The 18,082-nt window shown below is 49.7% G+C and carries 21 protein-coding genes and 1 pseudogene; 14 read left to right on the top strand and 8 right to left on the bottom strand.

What is annotated here, in order from left to right:
* The first annotated feature begins 4 nt into the window (after positions 1-4).
* Together T504_RS0104025 and T504_RS0104020 are read left to right on the top strand one after the other, a co-directional pair.
* A complete protein-coding gene (locus tag T504_RS0104025) occupies positions 5-385 on the top strand; it encodes a PBECR2 nuclease fold domain-containing protein (protein WP_033169782.1) in 381 nt (126 codons plus the stop codon).
* A gap of 375 nt (positions 386-760) precedes the next feature.
* Positions 761-1,540: a TRM11 family SAM-dependent methyltransferase gene (locus tag T504_RS0104020; RefSeq protein ID WP_231473855.1), complete on the top strand. Its 780-nt coding sequence runs from the start codon at positions 761-763 to the stop codon at positions 1,538-1,540.
* A gap of 103 nt (positions 1,541-1,643) precedes the next feature.
* Here the strand turns inward: T504_RS0104020 and T504_RS13625 are convergent, their stop codons facing one another.
* From T504_RS13625 to T504_RS0104005, 3 genes are all read right to left on the bottom strand, one after another.
* Positions 1,644-3,029: a hypothetical protein gene (locus T504_RS13625; protein WP_051635191.1), complete on the bottom strand. Its 1,386-nt coding sequence runs from the start codon at positions 3,027-3,029 to the stop codon at positions 1,644-1,646.
* A gap of 557 nt (positions 3,030-3,586) precedes the next feature.
* Positions 3,587-3,769 carry a hypothetical protein gene (locus tag T504_RS0104010; RefSeq protein WP_033169781.1) on the bottom strand — a complete coding sequence of 61 codons (183 nt, stop codon included), beginning with the start codon at positions 3,767-3,769 and terminating at the stop codon, positions 3,587-3,589.
* Positions 3,770-4,271: 502 nt separating this feature from the next.
* Entirely contained in the window at positions 4,272-4,694 is a 423-nt protein-coding gene (locus T504_RS0104005; protein WP_033169780.1) for a helix-turn-helix domain-containing protein, read from the bottom strand.
* Positions 4,695-5,572: 878 nt separating this feature from the next.
* On the opposite strand from T504_RS0104005, the gene T504_RS0104000 reads away from it, so the two are divergent.
* From T504_RS0104000 to T504_RS14895, 3 genes are all read left to right on the top strand, one after another.
* Positions 5,573-6,142, top strand: coding sequence for a hypothetical protein (locus T504_RS0104000; RefSeq protein ID WP_033169779.1), 570 nt, complete (start codon positions 5,573-5,575; stop codon positions 6,140-6,142).
* A gap of 53 nt (positions 6,143-6,195) precedes the next feature.
* The gene (locus T504_RS0103995) at positions 6,196-6,720 is read left to right on the top strand and encodes a hypothetical protein (RefSeq protein ID WP_156033466.1); all 525 of its coding nucleotides are present in this window, start codon (positions 6,196-6,198) and stop codon (positions 6,718-6,720) included.
* Between the two features lie 120 nt (positions 6,721-6,840).
* Positions 6,841-7,011 (top strand): hypothetical protein, encoded by a 171-nt coding sequence (locus T504_RS14895; protein ID WP_231473854.1) that lies wholly within the window; start codon positions 6,841-6,843, stop codon positions 7,009-7,011.
* A 39-nt stretch (positions 7,012-7,050) separates the two neighbouring features.
* Here the strand turns inward: T504_RS14895 and T504_RS14890 are convergent.
* Positions 7,051-7,125, bottom strand: a pseudogene (locus tag T504_RS14890) (hypothetical protein); the annotation flags it as partial.
* A 41-nt stretch (positions 7,126-7,166) separates the two neighbouring features.
* Positions 7,167-8,069, bottom strand: a complete 903-nt coding sequence (locus tag T504_RS13805; protein WP_051635190.1) for a GGDEF domain-containing protein — start codon at positions 8,067-8,069, stop codon at positions 7,167-7,169.
* Between the two features lie 300 nt (positions 8,070-8,369).
* Between T504_RS13805 and T504_RS0103985 the strand changes: the two genes are divergently transcribed.
* The 4 genes from T504_RS0103985 (at position 8,370) to T504_RS0103970 (ending at position 10,381) form a co-directional block, all read left to right on the top strand.
* A complete protein-coding gene (locus T504_RS0103985) occupies positions 8,370-8,582 on the top strand; it encodes a hypothetical protein (protein ID WP_033169777.1) in 213 nt (70 codons plus the stop codon).
* A gap of 90 nt (positions 8,583-8,672) precedes the next feature.
* A complete protein-coding gene (locus T504_RS0103980; protein WP_033169776.1) occupies positions 8,673-8,945 on the top strand; it encodes an HU family DNA-binding protein in 273 nt (90 codons plus the stop codon).
* Between the two features lie 139 nt (positions 8,946-9,084).
* On the top strand, positions 9,085-9,786 hold the full coding sequence (locus T504_RS0103975) for a hypothetical protein (RefSeq protein WP_033169775.1): 702 nt from the start codon (positions 9,085-9,087) through the stop codon (positions 9,784-9,786).
* A gap of 94 nt (positions 9,787-9,880) precedes the next feature.
* The gene (locus T504_RS0103970) at positions 9,881-10,381 is read left to right on the top strand and encodes a hypothetical protein (RefSeq protein ID WP_033169774.1); all 501 of its coding nucleotides are present in this window, start codon (positions 9,881-9,883) and stop codon (positions 10,379-10,381) included.
* Between the two features lie 62 nt (positions 10,382-10,443).
* Here the strand turns inward: T504_RS0103970 and T504_RS0103965 are convergent, their stop codons facing one another.
* Positions 10,444-10,998: a phosphoribosyltransferase family protein gene (locus tag T504_RS0103965; RefSeq protein WP_033169773.1), complete on the bottom strand. Its 555-nt coding sequence runs from the start codon at positions 10,996-10,998 to the stop codon at positions 10,444-10,446.
* 192 nt (positions 10,999-11,190) lie between these two features.
* Between T504_RS0103965 and T504_RS0103960 the strand changes: the two genes are divergently transcribed.
* From T504_RS0103960 to T504_RS14555, 5 genes are all read left to right on the top strand, one after another.
* A complete protein-coding gene (locus T504_RS0103960) occupies positions 11,191-12,372 on the top strand; it encodes a type III PLP-dependent enzyme (RefSeq protein WP_033169772.1) in 1,182 nt (393 codons plus the stop codon).
* Between the two features lie 54 nt (positions 12,373-12,426).
* A complete protein-coding gene (locus T504_RS0103955; RefSeq protein ID WP_033169771.1) occupies positions 12,427-12,639 on the top strand; it encodes a hypothetical protein in 213 nt (70 codons plus the stop codon).
* Positions 12,640-12,922: 283 nt separating this feature from the next.
* A complete protein-coding gene (locus T504_RS0103950; RefSeq protein ID WP_033169770.1) occupies positions 12,923-13,711 on the top strand; it encodes a transporter substrate-binding domain-containing protein in 789 nt (262 codons plus the stop codon).
* Positions 13,712-13,919: 208 nt separating this feature from the next.
* Positions 13,920-14,294, top strand: coding sequence for a hypothetical protein (locus tag T504_RS14745; RefSeq protein ID WP_197018677.1), 375 nt, complete (start codon positions 13,920-13,922; stop codon positions 14,292-14,294).
* 31 nt (positions 14,295-14,325) lie between these two features.
* Entirely contained in the window at positions 14,326-14,511 is a 186-nt protein-coding gene (locus T504_RS14555) for a hypothetical protein (RefSeq protein WP_156033465.1), read from the top strand.
* Positions 14,512-14,642: 131 nt separating this feature from the next.
* Here the strand turns inward: T504_RS14555 and T504_RS0103940 are convergent, their stop codons facing one another.
* Both T504_RS0103940 and T504_RS0103935 read right to left on the bottom strand, forming a co-directional pair.
* The gene (locus T504_RS0103940) at positions 14,643-15,941 is read right to left on the bottom strand and encodes an aspartate aminotransferase family protein (protein WP_033169768.1); all 1,299 of its coding nucleotides are present in this window, start codon (positions 15,939-15,941) and stop codon (positions 14,643-14,645) included.
* 68 nt (positions 15,942-16,009) lie between these two features.
* Positions 16,010-17,959 carry a peptidase U32 family protein gene (locus T504_RS0103935; protein WP_033169767.1) on the bottom strand — a complete coding sequence of 650 codons (1,950 nt, stop codon included), beginning with the start codon at positions 17,957-17,959 and terminating at the stop codon, positions 16,010-16,012.
* Positions 17,960-18,082 lie beyond the last annotated feature (123 nt).

Genomic DNA, 18,082 nt, shown 5'->3' with positions numbered 1-18,082 from the left:
CACTGTGCATTTTATAGGAAAAATCGACAAAAACATTTACGCCTGCGTTACCGAGGATATTACCACGGATGAGGTAATCATTACGGATGAACGGATTGGGCATATTGAAGACCACCATCCGGGAGAATACGAAAATATTGCACCTTTTTTGGGCGAGGCCGTCCGTTCGCCTGATTATATTCTGCGGGATAAGGCCAATACAGGGCTGATTCTGAAAATGGTGGAAGAAAACGGCAAAAGGATTCAGTTGGTTTTGCGCCTTCATACGTCCGGTGATAAGCCCGGCTACAAGAATTCCATTATTTCGGCTTGGCGGATTAGCAAGACTCGTTGGGAAAGTTATGTACGCAACAAGCATATTCTTTACAAACGGAATACAGACTGATATAATATAAGTGATGATAGAGATTCTCTGAGGTGGTAAATTTCGTTGCGACCACACGCCGATGGCATGACAGGGGTAACCCGAGGGATGCGGGAGAGGCGACGCCCGCCGGAGGATCTCTTTTATTATGCAATCAAACAATAATAAACAATAGACTATCTGACACAAAGAGAATGAAGGCCAGTTTGGAAACTGGCCTTCATTTTTTTACAAAAAATCAATAAAACAGAGACTTTTCGGGAGTTATTCAGCAAGGAACGCACAAAGATTGAGGCAGGATAAAACAATACTTGCATGGATCAGGGATCTTATGCTATATTATTCAATACAAAACGATCTGAAATGATCGAAAATAATAAATCTGGAGGATCTGCCTTGAATAATACTGTAGCTTTAGTGCCTGCACCTAAAATGAAAAAGATAAAAAAATGGGAACCGGAGGAATTTGAACTTAGAATGACCACCCATTGGACGTTTCCCAAGCGCGGTGATTGGGCTACCCATGACGCCAAGTGGCGGGGAAACTGGTCGCCCTATATTCCCCGCAATATCATGCTGCGCTACTCCAAGGAAGGCGATTGCGTTCTTGACCAGTTCGCCGGTGGCGGCACCACGCTTGTCGAGGCCAAGTTATTGAACCGCAATATTATTGGCGTGGATGTAAACGATGTTGCCCTTGAACGCTGCCGGGAAAAAACGGACTTCGAGCATGAAGGAGCCAATGGTAAGGTCTACCTGAAAAAAGGCGATGCCCGTAATCTTTCCTTTATTCCCGACGAACACGTCGATCTTATCTGCACGCACCCTCCCTATGCGGATATTATCAAGTACAGCGAGGATATAGAAGAAGATCTCTCCCGCTTGAAAATAGCTGACTTTTTGGAAGAAATGAAAAAAGTCGCCGGGGAATGCTACCGCGTACTCAAAAAGGATAAATTCTGCGCCATTCTAATGGGCGATACCCGCAAAAAAGGCTGCATGGTGCCCATGTCATTTGACGTGATGAAGATTTTTGAGGAAGTTGGCTTCACATTGAAGGAACTGATTATCAAGGAACAGCATAATTGCCGGGCCACTGGCTATTGGAAAACCAACAGCGTGAAATATAATTTCCTGCTGATCGCCCATGAATATCTATTTGTGTTTCGGAAGTAATTTGGTCAAAATTGATTGGAGGATATAAAATGAGTCATAGTGGGCAACCCACTATGACTCATTTTATATCCAGTATTATGCTATGCTTCTCTACCTCAGGACATCAACCCGCCGCCACCAGATTCTTCGGTGGCATAGGTTCTTTCCCAGCCAGTTTGACCAATAATGCTGAAATGCTGATGGATTTTGGCGCTTGTAAGGAACGCTTGCCATTTTGATCACATAACGCACGGAAAGGACATTCGAAAAAATTAGGGTTAGCTAAGTGCTTTTGATAGAAGGTGGTTTGTTCTATGGCAATATGTCCATCTGGATGTGTACATGGCAAAACATTGCGATGTATGCATGGCGTTTTTAAGATTGGAACAGCACCCCGCTGGTTTCTAGGAAGAGCTTTTCTTTTTGCGGTACTTTCTTCCTTACAAATAGGGCAAAGCTTTATATTAGAAGAAAGGCTGGAAAAATGATGGTCTTCTGCACATTCATATAGATAAAGGCTATTTTTACAGAATTCTTTCCCGACAGTATTATAAATAAAATAATCCAGTAATACAGGGCTTTCCAAACATTCTTCTTTAGGATAATTGGCACACCAAATTTCCCAGACACGTTTCCATGCTTCGGCTACTATCTTATCTACTTCATCATATTGATAGCTGAACATATCCATAAAACTAGAAAGCAGTGGAATGGAAGATTTTACAATACCGGTTCGCATTGCTACCTGCATGGTATTAATATCGCTGGGGACGTTGATTTGCTCAATGCCGGTAACATTATCCCATACGCCATGCACATACATGTCTCGGATAAACATATTGGCTTTCTTTTCCTTAAAACCTGTGCCTCGTTCATTTATTAAAGCATTTTTCAATGCAACCAAATCACGATTGTATAAATCTATAAGCTGATATGGTGTAGTATTTTTGGATAAAACAAAATTTGCGATACTCTTAGCGAAAGTGATTCGTTTGTCAGTTTGGGAAAGCGAAGAAACATTGATGGCATTCAAAAATTGTTGTGGATTATTGCTAATGCTTTTTAAGTTGAATATATCAGGGGTTCTTTTGTATATTGCAGCTAATTCTGCGAAACTTCTGGAGCCACGAAAATCCTGGTTAGCTGTCAAAAAACGTACATGACAGACTTCTTCATCACTAAGGCCGCAACGATCATATACATAACCAAAGGCTTTGCCACTGGTGCGTATAAATACACTATGAAGAACATCTGCTACTAAGGTACAGGATGATTCATCAATTTGAAGGTTTAAAATTTCTTTATGGTGTTTGTGCCAATACTTGTGAAAATCGGAAATATACGCTCGATTTTTGGCCAGTTCATAAGTTGTCCCAATACCATCATGTGTATTGTAAAGAAAACGATTGAGTTCTTTTACCGTCTGACGAGCTAGGTTAATATTCTCATCGACGTTGCCTTGTGCAGCGATAGATGCTATAGCTTCGATAAAGTCTTTTAGTTCACTCATGTAGGAATCCACCTTATACTGATAATACTTAAGTATACTCTTATAAACAAAAGATATCAATAAAAGGGGGAGGTTTACATCGAGCCATCCCTTACAGCGACGCGCCCGCCCGCCACACCCTGGCAGCTCCTCACGAGAGGCTGGGCGCGACGTGGCAGGCTGCCGCAAGATACCGCGTGCAGGCTCCAGCCTTTGTGAAGCGGCACAGCCACCTCGCGCCCAGTCGGTTCTTTCGCGGCCCTCAAACTGCGATGGCGCACCACGTCCGCTGCGCTCCCGTCGTGCGGTGCTGCTCAAAACTTCGTGCCAGGAGTGCGCCCGCCGCGCCTCAGTCCTCGGTCAGCCACCGTCCGTCGGCAGGTTTTGACCGGTCAATTTGACATGTCAACAGCGAAGCATGACCCGGGGAGAGAGCAGCCGGACGGCTTAAGCTCCCCTGCGGATTCCGTCGCGGCTTACGCAAGGCCCGCCGTCTTGCATGCCTTCCAATAACTGCTTTACGGCTATCGGAACTAACCCTCCCGCAAGCGGGCCCCTCCCGTGCAGGGCACGGGGCTTTAGTTCCGATAGCCACAGTTATTGAAAAGCATGCGCGTTCGCGATACTCCTGCCAGTGGCCGCATCCGGCTCCCGTAGCGGGCTCGTCCCTGAGCCCGCCCAAACTGCTCGGCATGGCCATAGGTATACGCAACTAGCAAGGCTGGCAGGCAAGTCTCCCCACAAGCGTCGCGGCAGGACACGCCATAAACCTCCTTCCGCTGCAGTCTGCCCGTGCAGCCCTCCGCTTCACTCGGCTGATGGCGGCTCCTGCCGTCCTTTGACAAGTCAAATCTGACCGGTCAAAGCGTCATAGTGCTCGGGTGGACAGCTTTGCTGTCCACTTCGCCCAAGACGCCGCAAGTGCAGCTCCTCATAAGTGACGCACGAAGAGGGGCGGGGACGGCCTGGCGATGGCCTTGCGTTTGGCGCTCGGGGCCTCAGTTGCCTGCCATGACGGGTGCTCAGGTCTTCGCACTATTTCCGCCATGGTAGGCAGCTTCGACCCACTCGGCCGGCTCCAGTCCCTCGCCAGCCCGTCCCCGCGCACCGCTCCAACAGGTCACGGGTGTCCATGTCCTTGGGTGGACAGCTGCGCCGTCCACGTCGTCCATCGACACCGCGCATCCCTGCGCCGGAAAGGCTCGCATCCGGCTCGCCACGAAAAAAGAGACTGCCGAAGCAGTCTCAAAATAGTATTCCTATTTAATTATCGCTACTATCTCGCAGCACTCGCTGGACGGTGGAGGTGCTGCATTTAAGCTCCTTGGCAATCTGACGGATCGACATGCCTTGGTTGCGGTAGTAGATGATGTCCTTATGCAGATTCACATTCGTCTTAGGCCCGCGTTTGGCGAACTGGGCGCGGCGGATGGCCTCGGCATATTCGGCGGCATTGCGTTCTTTTTGGTCTTCGATGATGAACTGGGTCTTTTCCCTCAGCAGTTGCTCGACTTCCATTTTCTCGGCCTTTAATTGCTGATACTGTTCTTCGCGAGCTTTATGTATCCCTTGGAGGTGGGCATATTTTGATTCGACCTCGGCCAGTCTTCGTCTGAGCTCGGTGTTCTCCTGCTGCAGCATGTCCACTAAGGATGCGGTGTGGTTGCTGTCTGCTACCTGTCTCATGGTGGCCTCCTTTTGTGTATCTGTAATTAAATATCGCTACACTTATAATATACTATATCGGCAGTCAAAAGACAAGTAAAACCTGTAGCGAAAATAAATTATCGCTACAGGTTAGTTGATTTTGAATAATTTACTGTTTGACAATACAACCTTTCCGAAACAGCAAAAATGTATGGCCAATGTATGGCCAATCCTTCTTCAAACTATAGAAAGTGTTATGAATTTATACTAGCCAAGAGTAGAAAAAATTTGAAGCTACTGACCTTTATCAAGAGATATGAACTTATAAAAATGTAGGCTGTAGTCTCAAAATCTGCCGTTGGCAACAACGTGCCGGTTCAAGTCCGGCTTCCGGCACCATTAGTGCTATCAAGGCCTCGTGATGTTTTCGCGGGGTCTTTTTTTGTGTGTTTTTTTGGTGTTTGTAGAGCCAAAGTAGAGCCACGAGATTTTTTTGTTGACCGTTCTGGGCATAGGTCTTATTGCCTATTATGCGGTATCGGTGAGCTCGCACCGGGGGATGAAGGACAGATGCGGCAAATAGGAGTTATTTTCCAAGCCATGCAGGCCGTGAAGATGGCACTGGCGGAACTGCCCCAGCGCTGCATGTTCAGTTCGGATGCTCCCTATGGCTAGCCGCTGCTTGCCCGCCAGTTGGTGGAATACATGAGCCCGTCGCCGGCAATCGCCGCGGCCGTATTGGGAGAAAACACTCAACGCGTATTGAACTTAATAGGATAGCCAGCTGCTGGCCAAACGGGAAAGCCTCACGGTAAGCGTGGGGCTTTTCTTAATGAGACGCTAATGGGAGACTAGGTACGCTTTAAGTTTTGTAAGGTATCATAAATGAAAATAAGCTGAAAAGAAGGGTGGGAAAGATGGACAAGAAGAGGAAAAAGTGGTTGAGGAATATTGGTGTGATTATGCTGGTTCTTTATGAAGTACTTCCCGGAAATCTGCTTTGGCGGACCGAGGTCGAGATGACAGCAGCGGATGATTTTTTTCTATGTTATCCCGTGGCCGAGACGATGCGTGACGGACGGACATTTTCGTTTTATTTGCCTGTGCAGCCAGATAAGAAACAGCCGGCAGCGGCTGCGCCGTATGTGAGCTTGAGCGAGTTTGAGGCGGCAGCGGACGGATATCAGATACGGATTTTGCATGGCGTATTAGAAACAGCAGCGCCTGCGCCTCGTTTTGATTTGGCCGGATTCCGGCAGGCATTTTCTCAGGCAGCGGGCAATTTTGACGTACAGGGCGAGGGCCTTCGCTTAGCGGGCAACAAGCCGCTGCATATCATCGAGGGTGTGGATGGAAACGACCGCAAGGAATACTTAGGCTTTCAAGCGGGACGGGATGTCTGGCTCTTTTATTTTCAATGTGCCGAGGATGATGATATGGCTAAGGCTATGCTGGAAAGGGCTATTGAAAGCATAGCCATAAATTGATGGGGAAGGTGAAACATACGCGTATATTTATTCTTGCTTGTTTGCTTTGGGGCATGGCTTGTCTCAAGTATGCTGTTTTCCCCGAGGTGTTCTGGCCATCGTCTTGTCTGGCCGTAAATGATACCAGCCAGATAGAGATGCAAGTACCGCGGGAACTGAAAGCACTTCCAGGGGAAGATGAGGACTGTAAGGTTTGGCAAGCGAAATGCAACCGCTTTTTTGTCGATGCCCATTTGCAGCCATGGGGCGATGAACCTGTTGAGCTGGTGGCTGACCCTACACCGCCGGAGCGCGTGTATAAGACGTTGGCACGCTATAAGGTCAAGGATGTGGTGCTGAAGGAAGCGGACTTGATGGCGATAGATGGCCGCCCGGTCTGGCGATATGAGTTTACAGGCCAAAAGGATGGCAAGGCCTATGAAATCGTGGCAGCTTCCTATCCCATTGCTCATAACAGCTATATCGTGACGTATTTCTATCATGCTGGCAGTGAGGCGGCGCGGGATGACGTGCTGCGCAGTATCAAAAGCCTGCAAGTCACTGACCGGAAAGCAAAGGGGGAGAACAAGCAAACGTAATGAAACGGATAGAAAAAATGGCAGCGGCGTTGGCCGTGCTCCTGCTGCTGGTGCAGTGATTTGGGTGTTAGGAGCATTGCTTGTCAATCGTAGCCGGTTGAAGGCCATGATTATCTGGCCATGCCGCAGGAATATAATACAGGACGGAAAACAAAGAAGACTGACCGGTCAATTGACTGGTCAGTCTTCTTTGTTTTGGGGCAGGGGCGGCATGAGCATCTGCAAGCATTCGAGCAGGTAGTCGGACTGGGCGGACTGGGCGGACTGGGCGATACCGGTCTTGCACCATAGGGCAAAATGCTCGCAGTTGTTGAGCAGCAGGCTATAGCCGTGTTCGCCGAGTTTGCTGCGGGCACGCGTGACGGTTTCCTGCGGCGAGAAAAGTTCGACATCGCCGCCTGCCAGATGATGTACCAGCCAGTCGAATAGTGCAGTTCCTGCTGGTGTCAGTTGTTTTTCTGATCGTGTCCTTTCGGCGCAAGACCGCAGTCATCGATGGTGACTTTGTTGCGGCCCTGGCGTTTGGATTGGTAGAGGGCGTTGTCGGCGCGGGAGTAGAGGCTGGTGAAGGTATCCTGGGGGTGGGAGATGGTGCCGCCGACGCTCATGGTGACCGGGTGTTCCTGCGTGCCATAGTGGATGGACGAAGGTACTGTGTCACAGATGCGTTCGCAAAGCTTTTCGGCGTAGTCTTTGGATGGGATATTGGGAAGGTACAGGCAGAATTCATCGCCCCCCATGCGGCCGATGATATCCGTATGGCGGATATGCTCACGAAGAATCTGTACGATGTCCTGCAGGACTTTATCCCCGGCCTGATGGCCGGAGGAATCGTTGATGGTCTTAAAATAATCGATATCCAGCATGATGAAGGCACTGGGAATCCCTTTTTTTAGGGCGATTTGAATGAGGTCGTGAATGGCACCGCGGTTATAGACGCCGGTTAACTGATCGGTGGCCGCTTTTTGCTCCAGTTGCTGCTCTTTTACGGTGTTGGCGGTAATGTCAGAGAAAAATCCTGTGATGCGCAAAACTTTGCGATGGTTTTTGTCATAAAATTTATGGCTGTTGACGCAGTAGAAGCAAGTCCGATTGTTGGTATAGGTAAGGCAAAGCTCCTGGGTGACGTCGTTTTTCTGTATCGCCTGCGCGAGGAAATGAAGACCAAGTTTTTCCAGCGGGGTATTCAGCTGCTTGCCAGCGGTACGGAATGCTGGAATAGACTCAGGCAGATGCAATACCGAGGCACAGCTGGGGGAAAGGTGCATTTTGTCGTTTATCGGGTCATAGTCAAATACGAAGAATCCGGCCGTGTGACTCATCCATAGGAAAAAATCCCATTGGTTCATCCGGCGGTGATGCTCCCGATAGAGAAGTCCAGATAAAATGAGTGCAATTATTGTTAGAAATATAGTGGCTTCAATCATAGGGTTCATAATCCTTTTCCTTTTACAGTCTAAGCTGTGCAAACCGTATTTTTATTTGATTTTCATGATAGCATAATTTGGTGGGAGAGTAAATAAATTCAAGCGGGCAAAAGTCAAGACTTTTTCTTGGATTTTTATCGTGCTATACTCTAAACCATGTTGAATGTGTCAGCTTTAGGGGAAAGCTGATGGTGGAAAAGAAGTTGGTAAAGGAGATTTGTGATGACGGTAGTGACACAAGGAAAGGAACTTGCTTGCATCGATAAGCTCGGAACAATGTGTGCGATGAGTCATTGGACCGATGACCAATTGCAGGATGTGTTGGATTTGTTGCGGGATTATGGGCAGAGCTGCGAGCAGGATGGTTTTGCGGCTGGATATGAAGCGGCTTTGAATGATGCTGTCGCTGCGGCGGAACGCACGGCTATGGGCTGAAAACTGACGAATTTTAGAAAAATAATTGACTATTACAAGATAATTCGCTATAATACGCTTGTTATTAAAGTGAAAGGGGACAAACTCACTATGGCAAAAGAAGTACTTAGCAAATCCGCACTGGTAGATAAAGTTGCAGAAGCAGCTGGTGTTTCCAAAAAAGACACGAAAGCTGTTGTTGATGCACTGCTTGAAACGGTAAAAGAGAGCGTTAAAGCTGACGCTGAGATCCGTCTCATCGGCTTTGGTACGTTCAAAAAAGCTCATCGCAATGCACGTCAGGGCCGCAACCCGCAGACGGGCGCTACGATCGAGATCGCTGCTAGCGATAGCCTGGCATTCAAATCCAGCGTTAAATACTAATTTTTATTAGTAGAACAAGGAAAGGGCATGACATGTTGTCATGTCCTTTTTGCGTGGCAGGATTCCCTGTTGGCAGGGATGTGGGGATTTTCGTAGAATTTTCCAAGGGATAAGAATTTGATTTAGGGAAGGAAGCAGGTTGAAAAAGTCACAGATTATAATCGCGGCGGTCATCCTCTATTTGATTATTCTGGTCATGGGAGGCGCTGCCTACTATGCCTACAGCATTCAGCATGAGGCGCGGCAGGCTCGGATTGAGCAGGAAGCTGACGATGCGGCGGCAGAGCGCAAGACCGCCCAGGAGAAGGCGGTAACGCAGGAAAAGGAAACGGAAGAAGAGTCCAAGAAAGAACAGGCATCAAAACGGTCTGACTCGATGGAAGTCGAGACGCGGGGCGGGGTGGATTATTATAAGCATCCCTGGCCGGTAAAACCGTCCAGTGGTGTTTATCTGCGTCCGTTTGTCGCGGAGCGGAACGGCGTCTGCGTATTCAAGAACGATATCTATTACTTTTATGAAATTACCGATTCCGAGCAGACGGCCTGGATCTTTGGCGATCGGTTGGCAATCCATGCCGGCGGCCAGACCACGACTTTGGAGCTGGATCCGTCAAAACTCCACAAGCACATGGCGTCAGATGCGACTTGGCTGTCGGAGAATTACGTGATGAATGCGGATAAAAAGACGCTGGAGGCATATCGCCGTATGGCAAAGTCCGATTCGGCGTATATCGTTTATTATAAGGTGGGCGGCAAGCAGCGCCGGCACGATTTAAGCGCCAAGGAATTGCAGTGGATTCGCGAGATGGTAGAGCTTTATGATACGCTCACGCAGCCATGACCGTGGGCTGATTGCGCGCAGTTTGACAGATACGAGGAAATCGAGTAATCTATTAGAAGTATTTTGTTTTATTTTTCTAGGAGGGATTTTTTCCATGAAAAAGACAGCTCTGCTGACGCTGGGCGCTCTGATGATGAGCTCCGCTGCGGTTATGGCTGCTCCGATTAATCAGATGGCTGCCAATGAGACGGCTATCGGTGTAGGTACGAATGAGTCCTACATTGAGCACAAAGTGACGAATAAGATGACGGTTGGCTATCAGTACGCAGACCGTGACCAGTATGGCGATCATAGAGATGCTTATCTCCAGTACGATATCGTTGGTTCTGAAGTCAAGGTAATCGGCGGCTATCGCTGGAATCTGCCGGGAGACAAAGATCAGGCTTTTGGTGGTGTAGCAGTAAGCACGCCGAAGGTTCTGGGCTTTGAGGCTTATGCTTCCTATGTTGCTGGCAAGGATTTCAATGAAACGACGGTTGGTGTCAACAAGAATCTGCTGTTCAATGTTGATGTCAACATCAATTATCATAACTTCAAACCGGAATACGGCAAACGTGAAAACGGCGTTGGCGCTGGTTTGACGGTTAAGTTCTAATTGGCGTTTTGAACACGAAAAGACCGCAGGGAATTTCCCTGCGGTTTCTTTGTGTCTGGATTTTAAGCCTGAGCGTCAAATAATGGCAGCGGCTCCAGGAAGATGATGTCATCACGGGAGGATGCATCGCCTTCAGCGAGCACGCAGGCCTGACCGATGACTTTGCCACCGGCTTTTTCCGTCAGCTCCGTCAGAGCTTTCATCGAACCGCCAGTGCTGATGACATCGTCAAGCAGCAGCACGTTTTTGCCTTTGAGTCGGTCGACATCGATACCGTCAAGGCAAAGCTTCTGTACGCCTTTTGTCGTGATGGAAATATCCTCGACCCAGATGGCGTTTTCCATATAAGCTTTAACGGATTTGCGAGCTACGATGTAACGGGCCATGCCCAGTTCGCGGGCAAGGTCTGCGGCGAGGGGGATGCCCTTCGTCTCTGCCGTCAGGATAACATCCGTTTCTGGCGGAATCTTCTTGGCCAGTGCTTTGGCACAAGCCAGCGTCAATTCCTGGTCGCCAAGCATGATAAAGCCGGCAATGGCCAGTTTATCCGTGACGTTCAAGATTGGCAGGGAGCGTTTGCAGCCCGCTACTGTTAATTCATAAAATCTATTAGCCATAGTACACCTCTCTCAACTAATACGGAACTATTATACGCTCTTTGCATCTAATGTGCAAATTTTAATGTAGGAATTCAAAAATCTGACGATAAAAATTCAATTTTATATTGTGTATCTTGCAGGATTGTACTAAAATATTTCCATAAGACCCTATGGGGCTTAAATTTATAAAAAAGGTCGTGTTAATGTGTTATGAAGAGTTTCAGACTCACCGAAAAGGAAATGAACAAGATGGCAGAGCGGATTCCGACGCCTTTTCTCGTCGCATCGCTGGATAAAGTTGAGGAGAACTACCAGTTCATGCGCAAGCACTTGCCGAGTGCTGGTGTCTATTATGCGATGAAGGCGAATCCGACGCCGGAAATCCTCAGGCTGCTGGCTAGTCTTGGCTCCCACTTTGATGTGGCTTCGGCCGGCGAGATGGAAGCGCTGGCGAATCTTGGCATCGATGGCTCGCGCATGATTTACGCAAACCCCGTCAAGGATTTGCGTGGTTTGCAGGCCGCCGCTGTCTATGGTGTGCGCCGGTTCACGTTTGACGACGTGACGGAAATCGACAAGATGGCCAAGTATGTGCCGGGTGCAGACGTGCTGGTGCGCATCCAGGTGCGCAATAACAAGGCACTGGTCGATCTCAATACGAAGTTCGGCGCGCCGATGGATGAGGCCCTTGACCTGTTGGAGAAGGCAGAGAAAGCTGGCCTGCATGCGATGGGCATCTGCTTCCATGTCGGCAGCCAGTCGCTATCGACAGCCGCGTATGAGGAGGCCTTGCTCTTAGTTCGTAATCTTTTCGATGAGGCGGAAGCTCGTGGCATGCACCTTACCGACCTCGATATAGGCGGCGGTTTCCCAGTGCCCGATGCCGATGGGCTGACCGTTGATTTGGCGGCCATGATGGAAGCCATCAACCGCCAGATTGACCGCTTGTTCCCGGATACGGCCGTATGGACGGAACCGGGGCGCTACATGTGTGGCACGGCGGTAAATCTCGTAACTTCGGTTATCGGTACGAAAGACCGTGCGGGTACGCCATGGTATATCCTCGACGAGGGGATCTATGGCTGCTTCTCGGGCATTATGTATGATCATTGGACCTATCCACTCCACTGCTTTGGCAAGGGTGAGAAGAAGCCTTCGGTGTTTGCCGGCCCGAGCTGCGATGGCATCGATGTGCTCTATCGCGACTTTATGGCGCCAGCGCTCCATGTTGGGGATAAGTTGCTCGTAACGGAGATGGGTTCCTATACGAGCGTCAGCGCGACGCGCTTTAACGGTTTCTATCTGGCACCGACGGTCATCTTTGAAGACCAGCCAGAGTATGAGGCGCGCCAGAGCAATAGTAACGACAATGATGCCGAGGCAGCTGTCTGACTTTGACATTTGACAAGTCAAAATAGCAGCGGTATAGAAAGGAAGAACTACAGAATGGAATTAGCAGAAATCGAGCATATGCTGCTGCATGCCCTGACGGAAGAATCCGTCGGCGAAAAACTTGACGGTGCCAAATCCCAGCAGGAAGTATACGAGGCACTCCAAACACTTCCGTACTTCACGCTGACGATGGAAGAATTCCAGCAGGGGATCATGGCTCTGAAGGATCAGCAGGCGGAAGTTCATGAGCGGGAACAAGAAGAATAAGAAAAAGAGATAAAGCGGAATGAAAAAGCACCCCTGTCGGGCAAGTTTGCCTGGCAGGGGTGCTTTTAGCATATGAGTTCCACTTGGGTACCAGCTTCAAGACGGTTGCTCTCTGTGTTTGCGTCTATGCCATCTTCTCCGGTCTGGGCGTTATCAGCTGGTTCGTTTGGGCACTTCCTGGCGAAATGCTCCAGACTTGGCTGCTTTCCTTTTTGTGCGTGAAGGCAGGAGAAGAAAGCAGGCGCATGGAACTATTATTTAGAACGAAAAGGAGTGATTTTGGATGAAATTAAGAAAAATCTATACGTTGTGGCTGGTGACTTTATTTTGCTTGCTTCCACTAAGCATGGCGCAGGCAGGACATTTGGAAGATATTGCTGCGCGAGGGACAATCCGCGTGGGGACAACCGGGGACTATATCCCCATGTCATACCGCAATCCTCAGACGGGGGAGTATGAAGGCATTGATGCGGAATTGACAAAGATTATAGCGGATTCGCTCGGAGTACAGATTGAGTATGTACCGACTTCTTGGCCAGCACTTACGCAGGATACTTTGGCAGGAAAGTTTGATATTGCTCTTTGTGGGATTTCACGTAATTTTGTACGTGCCAGAACGATGGCGATGTCCGATGCCTATGGAGAAGGTGTCTTTGGAAAAACCATTTTATGCCGCAAAAAGGATGCCAAGCGGTTTACGAGCCTGGCCGCCATCAATCAGCCTGGCGTTCGCATTATGATTAATCCTGGTGGTACCAATGAAAAATTTGCGCGGGCAAACCTTACCCAGGCTCAGTTGATTGTTAATCCGGACAATGCCGGGATACCACAGCAAATCGCAGAAGGTAATGCAGATATTATGATTACCGAAACGGTTGAAGCAGCTCGTTACGTGGAAAAGGATAGTCGACTCGCAGCTCCGTTGATTCATGAGCCATTTACCCGTCATTCCTGTGGGATCCTCATGCAAAAAGGGGATCAGGAGTTTTTAAATTATATCAATTTTGTACTGGCAGAGCTTAAGATGGATGGAACGATGGCTAAGCTTGAGGCGAAATATTTGCGTTTTTAGTTTGGCGAAACAAAGATCAGGCGATTGGTTGATCGCTTGGTCTTTTTTTTGTATAGAAGGATATTTCATGTGAGGCGAAATTGGTATTTTTGCAGCACTAATCGCAGGGGGGAGCTTTAGCAGCTATGCGGAAGCCTATGATTCGGATAGCGTAGACTTCAAGGGCAGACATTTTATTGATTTTGCCTTCTTTGATACCGAGGAAAGCATGTTACCACTAGTTGACAAATCAGGGGTTACCTATGTAGATAAGGGGAACACGCTGGCTTTGTCCAAATTTGCAGCTACGGAAGACAAGGATTTTTGGAATCTTCGCCTGATCGATCAGAATGGAAATCATAGCAAGCCCGGTATGATGATTGTGACTACGGAAGGGTTTAATCGCTTAAAAGAAAAGAATCCTAGCCTTAAGGAATTGGACTGCTTTATTGTAGATTTGGGGTATGATTTCGACCGCTTTATGAAGGGCACGGGGGCAGTGGGCATCAGGGGAGATGGCGAAGGGAATACGATAAAGGTTCCTGCGGCAATGCGGCGAATCCTGACGGAACGCCATACGCCGCCACGGGGATGCTTTCGATGACCGCCTGTGGAATGAAAATTGGCGGGGAGGGGTGTTCCTAAGTTATCAGTTCACCGGCCTTGGGGCAGCGTCTTGTGGTGGTAGTGCTTATGATACGCGCCTTGGTCTTTACGCAGGTTATGACGGTAAGACCTATACTTTGCGGAATGCTCAGGATAAGACCCATTTTACCATGTCTTTATTGGGCAAAATGAATTTGCCAAGGGTTGGTTCCTGAATGGCGAAGTCCAGCTCCAGAAAGGTGCTCACGATAAGGATGTTTCTGCATCTATCCAGTTTAAACGGGTGTGGTAAAAACGAAAAAACCAAGCGGTCGACGACTCGCTTGGTTTTTCGTTTCTTTTGTGTTTAGAGATTTTTCTCTGTCAGTACCAGGTCGATGGCGTTCAGTACGTCGTCGACGTTTTCTTTGGTGATGACAAGTGGCGGCTGGAAGGCCATGACATTGCGGCCAACACCGTTTTTGCCGATGATGAAGCCGCGGTCTTTGAGGGTCTCTAAGACATCGTCAAGGATTTCGGGGGCTTCGCTGCCATCGGCATGGATGAATTCCGCGCCGTCCATGAGGCCGAGGCCACGGACATCGCCGATGACGGGGTGTTTTTTCTGCAGTTCGCGCAGGCCAGCGCGCAGCTGCTCGCCGCGCTCCTGGGCATTCTGGGCGAGCTTGTGCTCTTCGATATAGTCGAGAACGGCTAGTGCGGCTTCGGAGGAAACTGGGTTGCCGCCGAGCGTCGAAGCACCTGGGCGCGTATAGGTATCAGCGACTTTACTACTTGCGATAAAGGCCGAAATCGGCGTGCCGTTGCCGAGGGCTTTGGCCATGCACATGATGTCGGGGACGACGTCGTAGTTTTCGATGGCAAAGAGCTTACCGGTGCGGGCAAAGCCTGTCTGGACTTCGTCGATGATGAGCAGCGTGTTGTATTTCTCGAGGATTTCCTTGACGCGCTTGAAGTAGCCTTTCGGCGGTACAACGCAGCCAGCGTTGCCCTGAATCGTCTCGGCGATGAAGGCACCCGGGTGGCCAGATGTCGCCGTCTTGATGAGGTCTTCGATGGCATTGGCGCAAGCGTAGTCGCATTCCGGGAATTTCTTGTTCATCGGGCAGCGATAGCAGTTTGGGTTCGGGGCAAAGTGGATGCCGCCGACAGGCGTCGGCGCGGTGCGCCACATCGTAAGGCCCGTTACGCTCATGCCGAGTTTCGTGCGGCCGTGAAGGCCCTGGCGCAGGGCGATGATTTCGCTGTTGCCACTGTAGACTTCGGCGAGCAGCAGTGCCCCTTCGGTGGCCTCCGAGCCCGTGGAGCAGAAGAAGGATTTCTGCAGGTCGCCCGGCGTTACTGCGGCGAGTTTTTCGGCGAGGTTGACGAAGTTTTCGGTCAGGTAGATGTTGCAGACGTGCTGGAGTTTATCGACCTGTTCTTTGATTTTCGCGGTAATTTCGGGATTGCAGTGGCCGCAGTTCATGACGGATACGCCAGCGTACATGTCGAGATACTTTTTGCCGTTGCTGTCCCAGAGGTACTGCATCGAGCCTTTGACCATCTGCTGCGGATTCGAGTAGAAGTGGGCCAGGCATGGCATGATGTATTTCTTTTTCTTTTCGATGATGGCCTCAGGGCCAATGTAGTGCTTTTCTTCCATTTTTTGTATCCTTTCCGAATACACCCTTCGGCATATCACTACCGAAGGGTGTTGTTGTAAAAACGATGTTAGATGGAGTTACGGCTCTGGCGGAAGCGGAAGGTACCAAGACCAAGTTCACGCGGGCCCTGCTGGAGCTCGGCGAGTTTTGACTGGTCAATTTCCTGGCCGCTCGCCAGTGCGTCAAGCGCTTCGCGATAGAGTTTTGTGACTTTGCCTGTAAACTCTGGCGTGTAGTCCTGCGCCTCGATACGGTAGGAGGCGATGCCGTTGAATTTATTAAGATACGGATAGAGGCAGAGATCCTTGGCAAAGTAAATGTGGTTGCGGCCAAACTGATCGATGCGGATGGAATGTTTCTCCTTGGCATTGTCGAGCAGCGCATAACGGCGGTCGAGAACCTCCGGATTGTCGAGCTCGCTATAATGCGGCAGGGACATGCCCGGGATATTGTGGTCGCAAATCATGGATTCGTAGGAGCCATGAACGATTGTCTCAATTGGAAGCTCAGAGCTTTCCACGATTTCGCGCAACTGCTCGAAGGAAAGTTCCAGGGAAGAGCAGGCCATGACGAGGCTGTTTTCCTTGAGGAATTTTGCAGCCAGATGGTTAAAGAGGTTAAACGAGACATCGGCCTGGATCGGCAGTTTCGTGTACTGCTTGGCAAGTTTCAGCGAGCCAAGGTTGCTGACCATGATGCCGTCAGCGGCCAGCTCTGGACGGGAAGCAATCGCCGTCAGGAACTGCTCGAGTTCGCCACACTCACGGCGCATGGTTGTGCGCGGCGTGTTGATGACGACCTTGGCCTTGCCCTTGGCATAGGCGATGATGTCTGCGTATTCGGAAAGCGTCCAGGGACGGAATGGGCGGAAGGCTTCACCGCCAACGTAGATGACATCAGCGCCGTTATCGACAGCTGCCTTGGCGGAATCGATGGTATTGACGCGGACGCTCAGCGTGCGGTGCGCGTCGTTTTCTTTGTTGATGTCGCGCTCTTTTTTGAGGATTTCATCCTGGAAGCCGGCTTCTTTGACGGCGTCACTGAAGAAGCGCGGTTCGCGCTCGCCGGTCATGCCGATATCCTGTTTCGTCGGGGAGCCGAAGGCAAAGGTCGTCGTAAAGTCGCGGGCACGGTTCTCATAGAGGCTCTTCCAGCCTTCTTCATCAACTTTATAGCCCATCGGATCGGCGATATAGGCATCGATGGCTTTGCGGTACGTGGATACGATGCGGCGGATAAACGGTGCCGGGCGCATGCGGCCTTCAATCTTGAAGGAGAAGACGCCAGCCTGGATAAGCTGCGGAATCGAGCGGTACATGCACATGTCCTTGAGCGCAAGCTTGTAAGCGCCGTCGCTGTCTTTGTCGAGGACTTCCCCCGTCTGCTCGTCGATGAGCGAGTAGGCCCAGCGGCAGGGTTTGAGGCAGCGGCCGCGGTTGCCGCTCTGGCCAAAGATGACACCAGAGTGGATGCACTGGCCGCTTTCGCTCATGCACATATCGCCATGCATGAAATACTCGACCTCGATGCCCGTGCGCTCGCGGAACAGGCTGAGTTCGGAGAGCGTCATCTCACGGCCGACGACGATGCGCGTGATGCCATACTCTTTGAGTTTTTCAATGGCGTGCTCATTGTGCGTATTCATCATGACCGATGTGTGAATGGGGATGTCGATACCCATCTCATGTACGAGCTCGAGGACCGCAAAGTCCTGTACGAGCAGGGCATCTGGTTTGATTTCGTTGAGGTAGGCAAGGTACTCGCGCAGCGCCGGAACTTCTTCGTCGCTGATGAGGTTGTTGAGCGTGATGTAGAGTTTGACATCGTGCTCGTGCGTGTAAGCGATGGCTTTCTTGAGCATCTCGTCATCGAAGTTGAAATCGCCCTCGTGCATGCGCATATTGAAGTGCTTGCCGCCGAGGTAGCAGGCGTCGGCACCAGATTCAACACCAGCTACGAGTGCATCCCAAGTGCCCGCTGGTGCCAAAAGTTCAACAGATTTACGATTCAAAATCATAATAGGTAAATTACTCCTTTAAAAAAAATAAATGATATCTATATATGATAGTCCTAATTCATAAGTATAACAGGAAAAGGAAAGAGCTTCAATATATAAGAAAGGATAAAGCATAAATGTCTG

Origin of the sequence: Selenomonas sp. ND2010, from assembly GCF_000702005.1 — a bacterium.
Classification (GTDB): Bacteria; Bacillota; Negativicutes; order Selenomonadales; family Selenomonadaceae; genus Selenomonas_A.
This window is presented reverse-complemented; position numbering and strand designations above follow the sequence as displayed.

Excerpts from the sequence above, each read along its gene's own strand:
- T504_RS13625 (WP_051635191.1), bottom strand. The coding sequence starts at position 3,029 with ATGAGTGAACTAAAAGACTTTATCGAAGCTATAGCATCTATCGCTGCA.
- T504_RS0104005 (WP_033169780.1), bottom strand. The coding sequence starts at position 4,694 with ATGAGACAGGTAGCAGACAGCAACCACACCGCATCCTTAGTGGACATG.
- T504_RS0104000 (WP_033169779.1), top strand. The coding sequence starts at position 5,573 with ATGGACAAGAAGAGGAAAAAGTGGTTGAGGAATATTGGTGTGATTATG.
- T504_RS0103995 (WP_156033466.1), top strand. The coding sequence starts at position 6,196 with ATGGCTTGTCTCAAGTATGCTGTTTTCCCCGAGGTGTTCTGGCCATCG.
- T504_RS14895 (WP_231473854.1), top strand. The coding sequence starts at position 6,841 with ATGCCGCAGGAATATAATACAGGACGGAAAACAAAGAAGACTGACCGG.
- T504_RS13805 (WP_051635190.1), bottom strand. The coding sequence starts at position 8,069 with ATGAACCAATGGGATTTTTTCCTATGGATGAGTCACACGGCCGGATTC.
- T504_RS0103985 (WP_033169777.1), top strand. The coding sequence starts at position 8,370 with ATGACGGTAGTGACACAAGGAAAGGAACTTGCTTGCATCGATAAGCTC.
- T504_RS0103980 (WP_033169776.1), top strand. The coding sequence starts at position 8,673 with ATGGCAAAAGAAGTACTTAGCAAATCCGCACTGGTAGATAAAGTTGCA.
- T504_RS0103970 (WP_033169774.1), top strand. The coding sequence starts at position 9,881 with ATGAAAAAGACAGCTCTGCTGACGCTGGGCGCTCTGATGATGAGCTCC.
- T504_RS0103965 (WP_033169773.1), bottom strand. The coding sequence starts at position 10,998 with ATGGCTAATAGATTTTATGAATTAACAGTAGCGGGCTGCAAACGCTCC.
- T504_RS0103960 (WP_033169772.1), top strand. The coding sequence starts at position 11,191 with ATGAAGAGTTTCAGACTCACCGAAAAGGAAATGAACAAGATGGCAGAG.
- T504_RS0103955 (WP_033169771.1), top strand. The coding sequence starts at position 12,427 with ATGGAATTAGCAGAAATCGAGCATATGCTGCTGCATGCCCTGACGGAA.
- T504_RS0103950 (WP_033169770.1), top strand. The coding sequence starts at position 12,923 with ATGAAATTAAGAAAAATCTATACGTTGTGGCTGGTGACTTTATTTTGC.
- T504_RS14745 (WP_197018677.1), top strand. The coding sequence starts at position 13,920 with ATGTTACCACTAGTTGACAAATCAGGGGTTACCTATGTAGATAAGGGG.
- T504_RS0103940 (WP_033169768.1), bottom strand. The coding sequence starts at position 15,941 with ATGGAAGAAAAGCACTACATTGGCCCTGAGGCCATCATCGAAAAGAAA.
- T504_RS0103935 (WP_033169767.1), bottom strand. The coding sequence starts at position 17,959 with ATGATTTTGAATCGTAAATCTGTTGAACTTTTGGCACCAGCGGGCACT.